This window comes from Virgifigura deserti (assembly GCA_003576685.1).
GTDB classification, from domain to species: domain Bacteria; phylum Pseudomonadota; class Alphaproteobacteria; order Dongiales; family Dongiaceae; genus Virgifigura; species Virgifigura deserti.
In genome coordinates this window covers 49322-65438 of record QOZR01000002.1, presented here as the reverse complement: position 1 = coordinate 65438, position 16117 = coordinate 49322, and the positions used below count along the sequence as shown (strand labels likewise).

Annotated in this window: 13 protein-coding genes and 1 riboswitch; of the genes, 11 read left to right on the top strand and 2 right to left on the bottom strand. The window is 69.6% G+C overall.

Translation table 11 applies throughout. The features are described 5' to 3' along the window. The first annotated feature begins 75 nt into the window (after nucleotides 1–75). Nucleotides 76–244, top strand: a riboswitch (cobalamin riboswitch). Nucleotides 245–290: 46 nt separating this feature from the next. The 5 genes from cobU to DT069_RS03745 all read left to right on the top strand — a co-directional run bounded on the left by cobU (nucleotide 291) and on the right by DT069_RS03745 (nucleotide 7844). Continuing rightward, nucleotides 291–887: a bifunctional adenosylcobinamide kinase/adenosylcobinamide-phosphate guanylyltransferase gene (gene cobU, locus DT069_RS03765; protein WP_119458951.1), complete on the top strand. Its 597-nt coding sequence runs from the start codon at nucleotides 291–293 to the stop codon at nucleotides 885–887. Further along, nucleotides 884–1921 (top strand): cobalamin biosynthesis protein CobW, encoded by a 1038-nt coding sequence (gene cobW / locus DT069_RS03760; RefSeq protein WP_119458950.1) that lies wholly within the window; start codon nucleotides 884–886, stop codon nucleotides 1919–1921. Before cobU ends, cobW begins: the two co-directional genes overlap by 4 nt. Before the next feature lie 76 nt (nucleotides 1922–1997). After that, on the top strand, nucleotides 1998–5747 hold the full coding sequence (cobN, locus tag DT069_RS03755) for a cobaltochelatase subunit CobN (RefSeq protein ID WP_119458949.1): 3750 nt from the start codon (nucleotides 1998–2000) through the stop codon (nucleotides 5745–5747). Continuing rightward, the gene (cobO, locus tag DT069_RS03750; protein WP_119458948.1) at nucleotides 5744–6367 is read left to right on the top strand and encodes a cob(I)yrinic acid a,c-diamide adenosyltransferase; all 624 of its coding nucleotides are present in this window, start codon (nucleotides 5744–5746) and stop codon (nucleotides 6365–6367) included. Before cobN ends, cobO begins: the two co-directional genes overlap by 4 nt. Before the next feature lie 7 nt (nucleotides 6368–6374). Continuing rightward, complete coding sequence (locus DT069_RS03745) at nucleotides 6375–7844, top strand: cobyric acid synthase (RefSeq protein WP_119458947.1); 1470 nt, start codon at nucleotides 6375–6377, stop codon at nucleotides 7842–7844. 10 nt (nucleotides 7845–7854) lie between these two features. Here DT069_RS03745 and cbiB read toward each other — a convergent pair whose 3' ends face one another. Next, a complete protein-coding gene (gene cbiB, locus DT069_RS03740; RefSeq protein ID WP_119458946.1) occupies nucleotides 7855–8832 on the bottom strand; it encodes an adenosylcobinamide-phosphate synthase CbiB in 978 nt (325 codons plus the stop codon). An 80-nt stretch (nucleotides 8833–8912) separates the two neighbouring features. Here cbiB and DT069_RS03735 point away from each other — a divergent pair, with 80 nt between their 5' ends. The 6 genes from DT069_RS03735 to cobM are packed head-to-tail and all read left to right on the top strand — an operon-like array spanning nucleotide 8913 to nucleotide 15146. Further along, nucleotides 8913–9938 carry a sirohydrochlorin chelatase gene (locus DT069_RS03735; RefSeq protein ID WP_119458945.1) on the top strand — a complete coding sequence of 342 codons (1026 nt, stop codon included), beginning with the start codon at nucleotides 8913–8915 and terminating at the stop codon, nucleotides 9936–9938. Then, nucleotides 9841–10650, top strand: coding sequence for a precorrin-8X methylmutase (locus DT069_RS03730; protein ID WP_425449982.1), 810 nt, complete (start codon nucleotides 9841–9843; stop codon nucleotides 10648–10650). Before DT069_RS03735 ends, DT069_RS03730 begins: the two co-directional genes overlap by 98 nt. Continuing rightward, nucleotides 10647–11852, top strand: a complete 1206-nt coding sequence (gene cbiE, locus DT069_RS03725; protein ID WP_119458944.1) for a precorrin-6y C5,15-methyltransferase (decarboxylating) subunit CbiE — start codon at nucleotides 10647–10649, stop codon at nucleotides 11850–11852. Before DT069_RS03730 ends, cbiE begins: the two co-directional genes overlap by 4 nt. Then, entirely contained in the window at nucleotides 11849–12553 is a 705-nt protein-coding gene (gene cobI / locus DT069_RS03720) for a precorrin-2 C(20)-methyltransferase (protein WP_119458943.1), read from the top strand. The genes cbiE and cobI overlap by 4 nt, the downstream gene beginning before the upstream one ends. Further along, nucleotides 12544–14388, top strand: a complete 1845-nt coding sequence (cobJ, locus tag DT069_RS03715) for a precorrin-3B C(17)-methyltransferase (protein WP_119458942.1) — start codon at nucleotides 12544–12546, stop codon at nucleotides 14386–14388. Before cobI ends, cobJ begins: the two co-directional genes overlap by 10 nt. Then, nucleotides 14385–15146, top strand: a complete 762-nt coding sequence (cobM, locus tag DT069_RS03710; RefSeq protein WP_119458941.1) for a precorrin-4 C(11)-methyltransferase — start codon at nucleotides 14385–14387, stop codon at nucleotides 15144–15146. The genes cobJ and cobM overlap by 4 nt, the downstream gene beginning before the upstream one ends. A gap of 3 nt (nucleotides 15147–15149) precedes the next feature. Here cobM and bluB read toward each other — a convergent pair whose 3' ends face one another. Beyond that, nucleotides 15150–15791, bottom strand: a complete 642-nt coding sequence (gene bluB / locus DT069_RS03705) for a 5,6-dimethylbenzimidazole synthase (RefSeq protein ID WP_119458940.1) — start codon at nucleotides 15789–15791, stop codon at nucleotides 15150–15152. Between the last annotated feature and the right edge of the window lie 326 nt (nucleotides 15792–16117).

Here is a 16117-nt window from a genome sequence, read left to right as displayed (position 1 = left end):
CCACGGATTGCGGATGAGGTGCAAGCCTCTGGTCAAAGCCGCCCCCATGCTGTAGCGTCGCCGCTGGCTGAGATCAGGGAAGCCGGTGCCGTTACCTGCTCGTGTTTGAGTGGATGACCAGTCCGGCGCTGCCCCCGCAACTGTGAGCGGTTAGGCTGACGGCGGCTCGGGAAACCGGGCAACGCGCCACTGGCTGAAAGGCTGGGAAGGCGCCGTCGGTCGGAGACCCCGAGCCAGGAGACCTCCTCAGCCGATCCTGCAACCGCATCCTCGGTGGGAGGAGAGGCTTGATGACAGACCCATCGCTCGCTGTCCGCGGGCAAATCTCCGCTTCCGAGAGCTTGGCGCCCGTCACTCTGGTGCTGGGCGGCGCGCGCTCGGGCAAGAGCCGCTTCGCCGAGCGGCTTGTCGCGGCGCATCCCGGCCCCCGCGTCTATCTGGCGACGGCGGAGGCGGGCGATGCCGAGATGGCCGAACGGATTCGGCAGCACCTGGCCCGCCGCGGCGCCGATTGGGCGACGATCGAGGCGCCGTTGGATCTTGCTGATGCTCTTGTATCCGCGAACGGCCGGGCGGTGCTGGTCGATTGTCTCACCCTCTGGCTCAGCAATCTCATGGGCGCTGGACGCGATCCCGCGGCGGAGACGTCGCGTCTGGTCGCGGAATTGCCGCAACTTCGCGGGCCTGTCGTCTTCGTTTCGAATGAAGTCGGCCTCGGCATCGTGCCCGACAACGCGCTGGCGCGGGCGTTCCGCGACGCCGCCGGGCGCCTGCATCAGGCCATCGCCGAAGCGGCCGACCGCGTCTATTTCGTCGCCGCGGGGTTGCCTCTCGCGCTCAAGAACACCACCGCCGCACCCGCAACAACAACCGATTCGGACCGATGACCCAGAAAATTCCCGCCACCGTCGTCACCGGCTTTCTCGGCGCCGGCAAGACCAGCCTGATCCAGCATCTGCTGCGTACCGCCAACGGCAAGCGGCTGGCGCTGATCATTAATGAGTTCGGCGATATCGGCGTCGACGGCGAGATCCTGAAGAGCTGCGGGATCGAAGGCTGCCCGGAAGACGACATGATCGAGCTGGCGAACGGCTGCATCTGCTGCACGGTGGCCGACGATTTCCTGCCGACGATCGAGATGCTGATCAACCGGCCGAACCCGCCCGACCATATCGTGATCGAGACCTCCGGCCTCGCCCTGCCGAAGCCGCTGGTCAAGGCGTTCAACTGGCCGGAGATCCGGACCCGCGTCACCGTCGACGGCGTCATCGCGGTCGTCGACGGGCCTGCGGTCGCCGCCGGCCGCTTCGCCGGCGATCCGGAGGCCGTCGCCGCGCAGCGGGCGGCCGACGACGCCCTTGATCACGACAGCCCGCTCGAGGAGCTGTTCGAGGACCAGTTGAGCTGTGCCGACCTCGTCGTCCTGAACAAGCTCGACCAGCTCGACGACACCGCCCGCACGGCGGCGGAAGCGGCGATCGGTGCCGAGCTCACCCGCGCGGTCAAAGTCGTCTCGGCCTCCTACGGCGCGATCGATGCGGCGGTGCTGCTCGGCCTCGGCGCGGCGGTCGAGGACGATCTCGACGCGCGGCCGTCGCATCATGACGATCCCGACGCCGACCATGACCATGACGAGTTCGAGAGCTTCCCGATCGCACTACCGCCGATCGCCTCGCCCGAGGCGCTGATCGCGCGGCTGCTGCCGGTGATCGAGCATCATGACATCCTGCGGGTGAAGGGCTTCCTGCCGGTGATGGGCAAGGAGATGCGGCTGGTCCTGCAGGGCGTCGGCAGCCGCCTGCAGCATTATTACGACCGCCCCTGGGGCGCGGATGAAGCGCGCGACGGACGCCTCGTCGTGATCGGCCTTCAGGGTCTCGACCGTGACGCCATCACCGCCGCCATCGGCGGAGCATCATGAAGCAGGATCGGTGCCGCCATAGGGGCGGGTTTGAAACCCGCTCCTACCGTCGTCGCGCCATGCCGAGGCGTCGCTGATGCATCTGCTCGCCGCCAAACCGGGGGTGATCGCCGACGGCAGCGAGGCCGTCGATCTCGGCCAGACGCCGGGCGACATCGTCTTCCTGTCAGCGGCCGACACGGAACTCGCCTGCCTTTCCACGGCGCAGGCGCGCGTTGCGGAGGACGGACCGAGCCTGCGCCTCGCCAATCTGATGTTCCTCGCGCACAATCTGTCGGTCGACGGCTATGTCGAGACGGTGATCGCAGAGGCGCGGCTGGTGATCGTCCGCCTGCTCGGCGGCGTCCGCTACTGGTCCTACGGCATCGAGCAGGTGGCGGAGACCTGTCGGCGGTGCGGTATTCCGCTCGCGGTGCTGCCGGGCGACGATCAGCCCGATCCGGAGCTGGCCGCGCTGACGACGATGCCGCAGGAAGCCGCGCATCGCCTCTGGCAATATTGCGTCCAGGGCGGTGTTGAGAATGCCGCCAGTCTGCTCGCTTATGCCGGTACCCTGATCGGTCGCGAAAGACCATGGCGCGAGCCGGCCGCTCTCCTACGTGCCGGCCTCTACTGGCCGGGGATCGATCGGCCGAGCCTCGCCGATCTTCGGGCGCATTGGCGCGCCGACGCGCCGGTGGCGGCGCTCGTCTTCTATCGGGCGCTGCTGCAGGGCGCGAACCTTGCGGTGATCGATGCCCTGGTCGCGGCGCTTCAGCGGCAGGAACTCAATCCACTGCCGATCTACACCACCAGCCTGAAGGAGGCTGTTGCGGCCGATACCCTGCGCGCGCTGTTGGCCGAGGCTCCGCCGGCCGTGATCCTCAACGCCACTGCCTTCGCGGTGTCGCAGCCGGGTGCGAGCCGCGCCGAGACACCGTTCGACGCCGCCGACTGTCCGGTGCTTCAGGTCGTATTCTCTGGCGGGTCGGAAGCCGCATGGCGCGACGGGGCGCAGGGGCTCTCGGCCCGCGACATCGCAATGCATGTCGCCCTGCCGGAGGTCGATGGCCGGATCCTCGGCCGCGCCGTCTCCTTCAAGGCCGAGGCGCGGTTCGACGCCGCGACTGAATGCCCGATCGTCACCTACGAGCCGGTGCCCGACCGGGTCGACTACAGCGCCGCGCTCTCCGCCGCCTGGGCGCGGCTGCGGACGACGCCGGCAGCCGAGCGCCGTGTCGCGCTGATCCTCGCGAACTACCCGAACCGGGATGGCCGCATCGGCAACGGCGTCGGGCTCGACACACCGGCCGGCGCCGTGCGCGTCCTCGCCGCGATGCGGGCCGCCGGCTACGACGTCGCGGATCCACCGGCCGACGGCGCCGCGCTGATCGCCCGCCTCCTCGCCGGCCCGACCAACAGCGGTGCGCGGGCAGGCGGGGAGCCTTTTGCCTTGTCCGCCTACCGGGCGTTCTTCGACGATTTGCCGGAAGCCGTGCGTGCGGCGGTCACGGCGCGCTGGGGCCAGCCCGAGGACGATCCGTTCTTCGAGGATGACGGCTTCCGCCTGCCGGCGTTTCGTCTCGGCCGGGTCATCGTCGCAATCCAGCCGGCGCGCGGCTACAACATCGATCCGGCACGCAGCTATCACGACCCCGATCTCGTGCCGCCGCATGGCTATCTCGCCTTCTATGCCTGGCTGCGGCGCGCGGTCGACGTCCATGCTGTGGTCCATATGGGCAAGCACGGCAATCTCGAATGGTTGCCGGGCAAGGCGCTGGCGCTCTCGGCCGAGTGCTATCCCGAGGCGGCGCTGGGGCCCCTGCCGCATCTCTATCCCTTCATCGTCAACGACCCCGGCGAGGGCAGCCAGGCGAAGCGTCGGACCGCCGCGGTGATAATCGATCACCTGACCCCGCCGCTGACGCGGGCGGAGAGCTACGGTCCCCTGCGCGACCTCGAGCGGCTCGTCGATGAATATTACGAGGCGGCGGGCCTCGACCCGCGGCGCTGCCGTGTGCTGCGCGAGCAGATTCTGGAGCTAGCGGCGACCACCGGCCTCGACAAAGATTGCGGCATCGCCCGCGATGAGGACGCGCAGACCGCGCTCGGCAAGCTCGACAATCACCTCTGCGAGCTGAAGGAGCTGCAGATCCGCGACGGCCTGCACATCTTCGGCGAGTCGCCGGGCGGCGATCAGCTCACCGATCTGCTGGTCGCGCTGACCCGCCTGCCGCGCGGCAAGGGCGAGGGGGTGAACACATCCCTGATCCGCGCGCTGGCGCAGGATCTCGGCCTCTGTTCCGAGGGATTCGATCCGCTCGCCGCCGAGATGGCGCAGCCCTGGACCGAGCCGCGACCGACGGCGCTTGAACTCACTTCTCCGGGCGCTTGGCGCACCCACGGCGACACCGTCGAGCGTCTGGAACTCCTGGCGCAGCGTCTGGTCGCCGGTGAGACTCAACCCGAACCGACCTGGACCGCGACGCGGGCCGTGCTCGCCTTTATCGACACCGACCTGCGTCCCACCGTGCAGTCCTGCGGAGACTCCGAAATCGCTGGGCTGCTCGCCGGACTCGACGGCCGCTTCGTTGCGCCGGGCCCGTCCGGCGCGCCGACGCGGGGCCGTCTCGACGTGCTGCCGACGGGCCGCAACTTCTACTCCGTCGACACCCGCACCGTGCCGACCGCGACCGCGTGGCTGCTCGGCTGGAAATCGGCGAGCCTGCTGCTCGACCGCCATCGCCAGGAGCATGGCGCCTGGCCGAAGGCGCTGGCGCTCTCGGCCTGGGGGACGGCCAACATGCGCACCGGCGGCGACGACATCGCGCAGGCGCTGGCGCTAATGGGTGTGCGGCCGACTTGGGATGCGGGCTCCGGCCGGGTAAACGGATTCGAGATCCTGCCGCTCTCCGTGCTCGACCGGCCGCGGGTCGATGTGACGCTGCGCGTGTCCGGCTTCTTCCGCGACGCCTTCCCGGCGCAGATCGACTTGGTCGACAGCGCCGCCCGCGCCGTCGCCGCGCTCGACGAGCCGCCGGCGATGAACCCGCTTGCCGAGCGCGTTCGCCAGGACGCGGAGGCGCTGGTCGCGACTGGACTTTCGTCCGAAGCGGCAAAGCGCCGCGCCGGCTTCCGCGTCTTCGGCTCGAAGCCGGGCGCCTATGGCGCCGGCCTCCAGGCGCTGATCGACGAGCGCGGCTGGGAGAGCGCGGCCGACCTCGCCCGCGCCTACATCGCCTGGGGCGGCTATGCCTATGGCGACGGCGCGGCGGGGGCGGCGGAGCATCGGCTGTTCGAGACGCGACTCGCCAAGGTCGAGGGCGTGCTGCACAACCAGGACAACCGCGAGCATGATTTGCTCGACAGCGACGACTACTACCAGTTCGAGGGCGGGCTTGCGGCGGCGGTGCGCGAGCTGACCGGCCGGCGGCCGGCGATCTACCACAACGACCATTCACGACCGGAAAACCCGAAGATCCGCACGCTGGACGAGGAGATCGCCCGGGTCGTCCGCGCCCGCGTGGTCAATCCGAAATGGATTCGCGGCGTGATGCGCCACGGCTATAAGGGCGCTTTCGAGATGGCGGCGACGGTCGATTACCTGTTCGCCTTCGCCGCGACCGCCGATTGCGTCGCCGACCACCATTTCGACGCCGTGTTCGACGCTTATGTCGCCGACGACGCGGTGCGCGCCTTCATGCTCGATGCCAATCCGGATGCCGCCCGCGAGATGGCGGAGCGCTTGATCGAGGCGCAGGAGCGCGGATTGTGGCGGCCGCGCTCGAACGCGGCCTATGGCCGGCTCGCGGAGCTGGCCTATCGACGGCAGGGAGAATGCGCATGACCGACGAGATCCTGAGCGAGGATGAGATCAACCAGCGCGCCAACGAGAAGGCGCGTCGGCGCAAGGAAGCGCGCGACCGGATGATGGCGACGAAGACCATCGAAAAGGGCCTGCTGATCGTCCATACCGGCAAGGGCAAGGGCAAGTCCTCGGCCGCCTTCGGCCTGGTGATGCGCTGCCTTGGCCACGGCTTCCGGGTCGGCATCGTGCAGTTCGTCAAGGGCCGCTGGCAGACCGGCGAGCGTGCGGCGCTGGAGCGCTTTCCCGAGCTGGTGTCGATCCGCACGATGGGCGAGGGCTTCACCTGGGAGACGCAGGACCGCGCCCGCGATATCCAGGCGGCGCGCGCCGCCTGGGACGAGGCGAAGCGGATGATCGCCGATCCGACCTTCAAGCTGATCCTGCTGGACGAGCTGAACATTGTCCTGCGCTACGACTACTTGCCGCTTGACGAGGTGCTGGAGGTCTTCCGGAACAAGCCGAGGGACCTGCACATCGTCGTCACCGGTCGCAACGCCAAGCCGGAGCTGATCGACCTCGCCGACCTCGTCACCGAGATGACGATGGTCAAGCATCCCTTCCGGGAAGGCGTGAAGGCGCAGCCGGGGATCGAGTTTTAGGGCAACGATGACCGCCGCCGCGATCATGTTCCAGGGCACCGGGTCCGATGTCGGCAAGTCGCTGATCGTCGCCGGGCTGGCGCGCGCCTATAGCCGGCGCGGCCTCGCGGTGCGGCCGTTCAAGCCGCAGAACATGTCGAACAACGCGGCGGTCACGGCGGACGGCGGCGAGATCGGTCGCGCCCAGGCTTTGCAGGCGCGCGCCTGCGGCGTAGAGCCCAGCGTCCATATGAACCCGGTGTTGCTGAAGCCGCAGAGCGAGATCGGCGCTCAGGTGGTGCTGCAGGGCCGCGTCTGGGGCACGGCCAAGGCGCGCGACTATCAGACGCTCAAGGCGACGTTCCTGCCGGCGGTGCTGGACAGCTTCGCGCGGCAGCGCGGCGGCGCCGACCTCGTGCTGGTCGAGGGCGCCGGCAGCCCGGCCGAGGTGAACCTCCGGGACCGTGACATCGCGAATATGGGCTTTGCCGCCGCGGCGAAGGTTCCGGTTCTTCTGGTGGGCGACGTCGATCGCGGCGGCGTCATCGCCAGCATCGTCGGTACCTATGCGCTGCTCGACGCACCGGATCGGGCCTGGCTCAAGGGCTATGTGATCAACAAGTTCCGCGGCGACGTCCGGCTGTTCGACGACGGCATCGCCGCGATCGGCGCGCGCACCGCCCTGCCGAGCCTCGGCATCGTGCCGTTCTTCGCGGCGGCAGGGCGCCTCCCGGCGGAGGACGCCATGGCGCTTTCCGGCTATGCGAAGAACGATGCAGGCGCGTTGAAGATCGCGGTGCCGATGCTGGCCCGCATCGCCAATTTCGACGATCTCGATCCGCTGCGCGCCGAGCCGGACGTCTCGATTGAGATGGTACCGCCCGGGCAGCCATTGCCGGGCGACGCCGATCTCGTGGTCCTGCCCGGCTCCAAATCGACGATCGCTGATCTCGCGATGATTCGCGCCGAGGGTTGGGACATCGACATGCGCGCGCATCTGCGGCGCGGCGGCTGGGTGCTGGGTCTGTGCGGCGGCTATCAGATGCTGGGCCGCCGCCTCGCCGATCCGGATGGCGTCGAAGGCCCGGCCGGCGCGGTCGACGGCCTCGGCCTGCTCGCTCTCGAAACCGAACTCGCCGGCGACAAGACGCTGGTCGCGGTCAGCGGCCGCGACATCGCGACCGGCGAATCGGTGATCGGCTACGAAATGCATATCGGTCGCACCCACGGACCCGCCCTCGCTCGGCCGATGCTGCGTCTTGGCGAGGACCGCTCGGAGGGGGCGCAGTCGAAGGACGGCCGGGTGCTCGGCTGCTATGTCCATGGCCTATTCGCGGCCGACGGATTCCGACATGCCTTTCTGAACCGGATTCGCGCGCGCGCGGTCAGCGGCGTTGCTTATGAACAGGAGATCGAGACGATCCTTGACGCGCTCGCCGACCATCTCGCGGCGCATCTCGACCTCGACCGTATATTGGAGATCGCTCGTGCGGGCTGAGCAGAAGCCATCATGCGCCGGCAATCATGCCGATCAGCGCCGCCTGCAGCAGGCAGGCCATGAGGTAGAGGCGGAGCGCGCGCCGGATGTCCGCCGGGCCGGCGTCGGTCCGTCCGCTGGCGCCCATCCAGGCATCCTCGACCACCCGGCCGCCATAGCGGCGCGGACCGGCAAGGGCGAGGCCGAGCGCGCCGGCCATCGCCGCCTCCTGCCAGCCGGCATTGGGCGAGCGGTGCCTGGGCGCGTCGCGCCACATGGCACGAAACGCGTTGCCGGCCCGCGCCCGCGGGACCAGCAGCGCCGCGCCGGTGATCAGCAGGCCAGCCAAACGTGCTGGGATCAGATTGGCGACGTCATCGAGACGCGCCGCGGCCCAGCCGAAGGCGGCGTGACGCGGCGTCCGGTGGCCGATCATGCTGTCAGCGGTATTGATCGCCTTATAGGCGAGCAGACCGGGCAGGCCGAACAGCGCCGCCCAGAACACCGGCGCCACGACACCATCGGAGAAGTTCTCGGCCAGCGACTCGATCGCGGCGCGGGCAACGCCCGGCTGGTCCAGGCTCTCCGGGTCGCGCCCGACGATCTGTGCCACCGCTCCGCGACCGCCGGCGAGCCCGTCGCGCGCGAGCCCGCGGGCGACCATGGCGACATGTATGTACAAGCTGTGCTGAGCGATCAGGCTGCTCATGATCAGCGCTTGCAGCGCCCAGCCGAACGGCAGGCGCGCGAGCGCGGCTGCGACCGCCCAGCCGATAGTTACGGTGCCGCCGACTATGACGAGGACGGCGAGGATGCCGCGCGTCCGGCGGACCGAGTCGGCGGCGCCCGGACGATTCAGCCGCCCATCGAGACGGCCGATCGTCCGGCCGATGAGGACGACCGGATGGGGCAGGGCGCGATAAAGCCAGGGCGGGTCGCCGATGACCGCGTCGAGCGCGATCGCGACGAGCAGGATGAGGAGTGGGTCGGAAGCAGCGGAGGCAAGCATGCGGCGCAGCTTGTTCTGCAGCTGCGGCGCGCGTCAAAGGGATATTGCGGGACATCGGTCCCGCCTTCGGGAGAAATCGAATGAGCAAGATCGGCGTGATGGTCTGCGGCCATGGCAGTCGCGATGACGAGGCGGTGCGGGAGTTCGCGGCGGTGGCGACCGGTATCGCCCAGCGTCTGCCGCATTTTCCGGTGAGTAGCGGATTCCTGGAGTTCGCCCGGCCGATCATCCGTGACGGGCTCGACGAGCTGCGCGGGAAGGGGGTCACGCGGATTCTCGCCGTGCCCGGCATGCTACTCGCGGCCGGCCACGCCAAGAACGATATCCCCTCGGTGCTGAACACCTATCGGGCGCAGCATCCGGGATTGACGATCGACTATGGCCGCGAGCTGGCCGTCGACCTCAAGCTGCTGCGCGCGGCCGGGCAGCGGGTCGAGGAGGCGGAGAAGCTCTCGAACCGGAAGGTACCACGGGATGAGACCCTGCTGGTCGTGGTCGGTCGCGGCACCTCGGACCCCGATGCGAACTCCAACGTCTCGAAGATCGCCCGCATGCTGTGGGAGGGTATGGGCTTCGGCTGGGCCGAGGTCTGCTACAGCGGCGTGACCTTCCCGCTGGTGGCGCCGGGTCTCGAGCATGCGGTGAAGCTCGGTTATCACCGCATCATCGTCTTTCCGTACTTCCTGTTCACTGGCGTTCTCGTCAAGCGGATCTACCGCGTCACGGACGAGATCGCGGCGCGCCACCCGGAGATCGAGTTCCTCAAGGCCGGCTATTTGAACGACCATCCGCTGGTGCTCGACGCCTTTGCCGAGCGGGTACAGGAGATCCTCGCGGGCGAGAACAACATGAACTGTCAGCTCTGCAAATATCGCGAGCAGGTGCTGGGTTTCGAGGCCGAGGTGGGTCTGGCACAGGAAAGTCACCACCATCACGTCGAAGGGATCGGCACCGACTCCGACCATGCCGGGGACGGGCATCACCATCACGGGCATGATCACCACCACCATGACCACACTCACGGTCATCACTATCATCACCCGCCGCATCCTCATGCCGATCACCCGCATGGGCCGCAGCGGCGCAATCCCGATGCGGCGGAGTGAGATGACGGCAGGCAGACGCGCCGCCGCTCCCTCCCCCTCGACGGGGGAGGGGCGGGGAGAGAGCGAAAGCTCCGCCGCCTATCAATATCTCCGCGATCCCGACGCGATCTATCGGCAGTCCTTCGCGCTGATCCGCGCCGAGGCGAAGCTGGATCATCTGCCGCCGGCGGTCGCCGCTGTCGCAGTGCGGCTGATCCATGCCTGCGGCATGCCGGATATCGCCGCCGACCTCGCCTTCACGCCGGATCTGCCGGAGGCGGCCCAGGCGGCGCTTGCCGATGGTGCGCCGGTCTTCTGCGACGCGGCAATGGTGGCGTCGGGTATCATGCGGCGTCGTTTGCCGGCAGCGAATGACGTGCTTTGCACGCTCGACGATCCGCAGGTGCCGGCGCTCGCGCAGCGGCTCGGTACGACGCGGTCGGCTGCCGCGGTCGAGCTGTGGCGCGACCGCTTGGCCGACGCCGTCGTCGCGATCGGCAACGCGCCGACCGCGCTCTTTCATCTGATCGAGCTGATCGAAGGCGGCGGCTTGCGGCCGGCAGCAATTCTCGCCTTTCCCGTCGGTTTCGTCGGCGCCGCGGAGTCCAAGGAGGCGTTGATCGCCGCCGAGCTCGGCGTGCCCTATCTGACCTTGCGTGGCCGGCGCGGCGGCAGCGCGCTCGCCGCAGCAGCCGTCAACGCGCTGCTCCTGCCGGAGGCGACGTCATCATGACCCGCTGGCTTTCGATCGTTGGTTTGGACGAGGGCGGGTTGGCGACGCTCCCGGCTCTCGCTCGCGAGCTTATCGACCAGGCGGAGCTGCTGGTCGGTGGCGCGCGGCATCTGGCGATGGTGCCGGAGGGCGGCGCCGAGCGCATGAGCTGGGCCTCGCCGCTGAAGCTGACGGTGGAAGAGATCCTGCGTTGGCGCGGCCGCCGCGTGGTCGTGCTCGCGACCGGCGATCCGATGTGGTACGGCGTCGGCGTGACGCTCGCCCGCGCCGTGCCGCTGGAGGAAATGCTGATCCTGCCGGCGCCGTCCGCCTTCAGCCTCGCCTGCGCCCGCCTGGGCTGGCCGCTCGCCGAGACCGAGTGCCTGACCCTACATGGCCGACCGCTGGCGCTGCTGAACGGCGCGGTGGCGCCGGGCGCGCGGCTGCTGCTGCTGAGCCATGACGGGACGACGCCGGCAACGGTTGCCAAGGCGCTGGTCGAACTCGGCTATGGGGCGAGTCGCGTCGTCGCGCTCGAACATATGGGCGGCGCGGCAGAGCGCCATGTAGCGGCGACCGCCGAGACTTGGACGGCGGCGCAGGTCGGCGACCTCAACACCGTCGCCGTCGAATGCATGGCGGGGCCCGATGCGGTGATCCGTCCGCACACGCCCGGCCTGTCCGACGAGGCATTCCGCCATGACGGGCAGCTCACCAAGCGTGAGATCCGGGCAATGACGGTCGCGGCGCTGGCGCCGCTACCTGGCCAGCGTCTCTGGGACATCGGCGCTGGTTGCGGCTCCATCGCGATCGAGTGGCTGCGCTGCGGCCGCTCGCTCCGCGCCGTAGCCGTCGAGCGCGATGCAGAGCGGGTGTCCATGATCACCGAGAACGCCGTAACCCTCGGCGTGCCGCAGCTGCAGGTCGTCGTTGGCGCCGCGCCGGCGGCGCTTGCCGACCTGCCGTCGCCCGATGCCGTTTTCATCGGCGGCGGAGTGACCATGCCGGGGCTGGCGGAACGCTGCTGGGCGGCACTGCCGTGCGGCGGGCGACTTGTCGTGAACGTCGTGACGGTCGAAGGGGAGGGACGGCTGATTGCGTTGCGCGACGAGATTGGTGGCACGCTCACCCGGCTCGCCGTCAGCCGCGCCGAGCCGGTCGGCCCTTTCAGCGGCTGGCGACCGCTGATGCCGGTCACGCAGTTCGCGGCGGTGAAGCCATGAGCGGCACCGTTTGGGGCCTCGGCGTCGGGCCGGGCGATCCGGAGCTGTTGACGCTGAAGGCGGTGCGGCTGCTGCGCGCGGCGCCGGTGATCGCCTATCCCGCGCCGGAGGAGGGTGACAGCTTCGCCCGTGCGATCGTCTCGCCGCATCTGCCGGGCGGGCAGGAGGAGATCGCGATCCGCATGCCGATCGGCGACGGCCAGTTCCCGAAGGGGAACATCTACGACCGCGCCGCGGTCCGTATCGCCGATCACGCGGCGGCGGGGCGCGATGTCGCCGTGCTGTGCGAGGGCGATCCGTTCTTCTATGGCTCCTTCATGTATCTCTATGCGCGGCTGATCGCGCGCTGTCCGGTGCGGGTCGTGCCCGGCGTCTCGTCGCTGATGGCCTGTGCCGACGCCTCCGGCGCGCCGCTCGCCGCCCGCAACGACACGCTGACGGTGATTCCGGCACCGCTGCCTGAGGACGAGCTTCGCGCCCGGCTGGTTGCCAGCGAGGCGGCGGCGGTCATCAAGGTGGGCCGCCATCTCGGCAAGCTGCGCCGGATCCTGGACGCGCTCGGCATGGTCGAGCGCGCCCGCTATATCGAGCGGGCGACGCTGGACAGGCAGCGCATCCTGCCGCTCGCCGAGGTGACCGGCGAGGGGGCGCCCTACTTCTCCATGGTGCTGGTGCACAGCCGGGGCGACGCATGGCGATGATTGCGATTGTGGTTCTAGGGCCGAGCGGCCTCGCGACAGGTCGGCGAATTGCCGCCGCGCTGCCAGGGGCGGAGCTGCATGGCTTCGCGCCACGCGTTGCGGAAGCGGATGTCGCCTTCGACGAAACAGCCGAGCATCTGCGCGACCTGTTCCGCACCGGACAGCCGATCATCGGCGTCTGCGCCGCCGGCGTGCTGATCCGCAGCTTGGCGCCGCTGCTCGCCGACAAGCACAGCGAGCCGCCCGTCGTCGCCGTGGCGGAGGATGGCCGCGTCGCGGTGCCGCTGCTCGGCGGCCATCACGGGGCGAACGATCTCGCAGGGCGGATCGCGGAAATCCTCGATGGCGTCGCCGCCGTGACGACCGCCGGCGACCGGCGCTTCGGTCTGGCGCTCGACGCGCCGCCGCCCGGTTGGCGTGTGGCGAACGAGGGGGCGGTGAAGCCGGTGACCGCTGCGCTGCTCGCCGGTGAAGCGGTCGGTCTGTCGGTCGAGGCTGCGGAGGAGGATTGTGGCTGGTTGCGGAAGGCTCCGTTCACCGAGTCGGCCACCCCCACAGCCATCGCCCGTCAAGGAGGAGGGGGCTGTCACGTTCTCGTCACCGACCGATCCGCCGCTCCCGACCCGCAAACCCTAGTCCTCCATCCGGCGACCCTCGCCCTCGGCATCGGCTGCGAGCGCCACGCGCCGCCGGAGGAGGTAATCGGCCTAGCGCGTCGCTGCCTCGATGAGTCCGGTCTTGCGCCGCAGTCGGTGGCCTGCGTCGTCTCCATCGCCTTGAAGGCGGCGGAGCCGGCGATCCATGCCCTGGCGGCCGAACTCGGCGTCCCGGCGCGGTTCTTCGACGCCGCGACCCTGAAGGCGGAGGCGCCGCGCCTCGCCAATCCCTCCGATCTCGTGTTCCGCGAAACCGGGTGCCACGGTGTCGCCGAAGGCGCGGCGCTTGCGGCTGCCGGCGCGGCAGGGCGCCTCGTCCTGCCCAAGATCCGCAGCGCGCGCGCCACCTGCGCGATCGCGCAAAGCCCGCACATCATCGATCCGGAGGCGATCGGCCGCGCCCGTGGCCGCCTCGCCATCGTCGGCATCGGTCCGGGCGATGCCGCGGCCCGCACGCCGGAGGCGACGGCCGCGCTCAAGGCGGCGACCGACCTTGTCGGCTATCGTCTCTATCTCGACCTGCTCGGCGATCTGACGCGCGGCAAGCCCCTGCATGGTTACGATCTCGGCGAGGAGACGGCGCGGGTGCGTGTCGCGCTGGCGCTTGCGGCCGCCGGGCGCGAGGTGGCGCTGGTCTGTTCCGGCGACGCCGGCATCTATGCGATGGGCAGCCTCGTCTACGAGCAGATCGAACGGTCCGGCGATCCGGATTGGGAGCGGGTCGACATCGTCGGCATCCCGGGGATCTCGGCGATGCAAGCGGCGGCCGCACGGATCGGCGCCCCGCTCGGCCATGATTTCTGCGCGATCTCGCTCTCCGACCTGCTGACGCCTTGGGACGTGATCGAGCAGCGGCTGAAGGCGGCGGCGGCCGGCGATTTCGTCGTCGCCTTCTACAACCCGGTGTCGCAGCGCCGCCGCACCCAGCTTGCCACGGCTCGCGAGATCCTGCTCGCGGCGCGCCCGGCGGAGACGCCGGTGGTGCTGGCGCGCAATCTCGGCCGCGAGGGCGAGCGGGTTACGGTCACGACGCTGGACTCGCTCGATCCCGAGATGGTCGACATGCTGACCCTGGTGTTGATCGGCAGCAGCGCGACGCGCGCGGTGCCGCGACCCGACGGCGGTGCCTGGGTCTACACGCCGCGCGGCTATGACCGGAAGAACGGAGACTCGGCATGACTGTCCATTTCATCGGCGCCGGGCCGGGCGATCCGGAGCTGATCACCGTGCGCGGCCGCGACCTGATCGCGCGCTGCCCCGTGGTGCTCTATGCCGGCTCGCTCGTGCCGCAGCGGGTCGTCGCCTACGCACCGGCCGAGGCCAGCGTGATCGACACCGCTCCGCTGACCCTCGACGAGATCATCGGCCATATGGAGGCGGCGCATGCGGCGGGGCGGGACGTCGCCCGGGTCCATTCCGGTGACCCCTCGCTCTATGGCGCGATCGCCGAGCAGATGCGCCGGCTCGATGCGCTCGGCATTCCCTACGACATCACGCCCGGCGTCTCGGCCTATGCTGCGGCGGCGGCGGTGCTGAAGACGGAGCTGACCCTGCCCGAGGTGAGCCAGACCGTGATCCTGACGCGCACCTCCGGCAAAGCCTCGCCGATGCCGGCGGGTGAGGATCTGACGACGCTCGGCGCTTCCGGCGCGACGCTCGCAATCCATCTCTCGGTCCGCAACATTCATCTGGTGGTGAACGAGCTGACGCCGCTCTATGGCGCCGATTGCCCGGTGGTGGTTGTCTATCGCGTCGGCTGGCCGGACCAGGAGGTGATCCGCGGCACGCTTGACACCATCCGCGGCCTCGTGAAGGCGACGAAGATCACCCGCACCGCGCTGATCTTCATCGGCCGCGTCTTCGACAATCAGGATTTCACCGACAGCCGCCTCTATCACGCCGACCATCGGCACATCCTGCGGCCGAAAGCGCGCTGACTCTCAGCGGCGCAGCAAGAAGTCGGACGCGGCCCGACGCCGCTCCCAGTCGGCACGCTCCAGCGCGGGCGTGTCGTCTTCCGCCTGCGGGTAGCCCAGGCACAGATAGCCGATGAAGCGCCATTCGGTCGGAATATCCAGAATCGCGGTGATCCGCGCCGGCTCGAGGATCGAGACCCAGCCCAGGCCGATACCCTCGGCGCGGGCGGCGAGCCAGAGCGTGTGGATCGCGGTCACCGTCGAGTACTCGGCCATTTCCGGCATGGTGCGGCGGCCGAGGCCGTGGCCCTGCCTCGTTCCCCGATCGGCGAAGACGGCCAAGTGCAGCGGCGCCTCGTCGAGCCCGGCCAGCTTCAGCCTGGCGTATAGCTGGGCGCGTTCGCCCGACTGCGCTGACAGCGCCGCCGCGTTGCAGGCCTCGAAATTCTCCCGCACCGCCTTGCGCCGTGCCGGGCCGGCGACCTCGACGAACCGCCAGGGCTGGCTCAAGCCCACCGAGGGCGCGAGACAGGCCAGCTCGATCAGCCGTTCCAGCGCGCCCTCGGGCAGGGAATCGGGACGGAACCGCCGGACGTCGCGGCGCCAGACGAGGAGATCGCGCAGGCGCGCCTGGAACGCGCTGTCGAACATGGTCGAATCCGGCATGAAAGTTCCTCTCTCCCCAGTCGTCCCCAGCGGCGCGAATGGTTGTGCAGGCACCATACAGCGCGCCGTCGCGATTGATAATGCTCTGGCACCGCCAAGCCTTCACCTGCCGGCCCAGTCCGGATTCCGTTCTTGTCTCCGTTTGCGTCCTGTTGGTAAGAAGGCCGCGAACGGGCCGCGGCCTCCGACGACGCCCTGGTGCTCGAACAGCGGTGGCTCGTCCTGGCCGACACCGCCAAGGCGGTCCTCGCCGACCCGCGAATCGGCCATGTCTTCCTGGGCGGACGCCTGAAGAAGCCGGCGTAGCGGGCCTCGCGGCTGCCGGC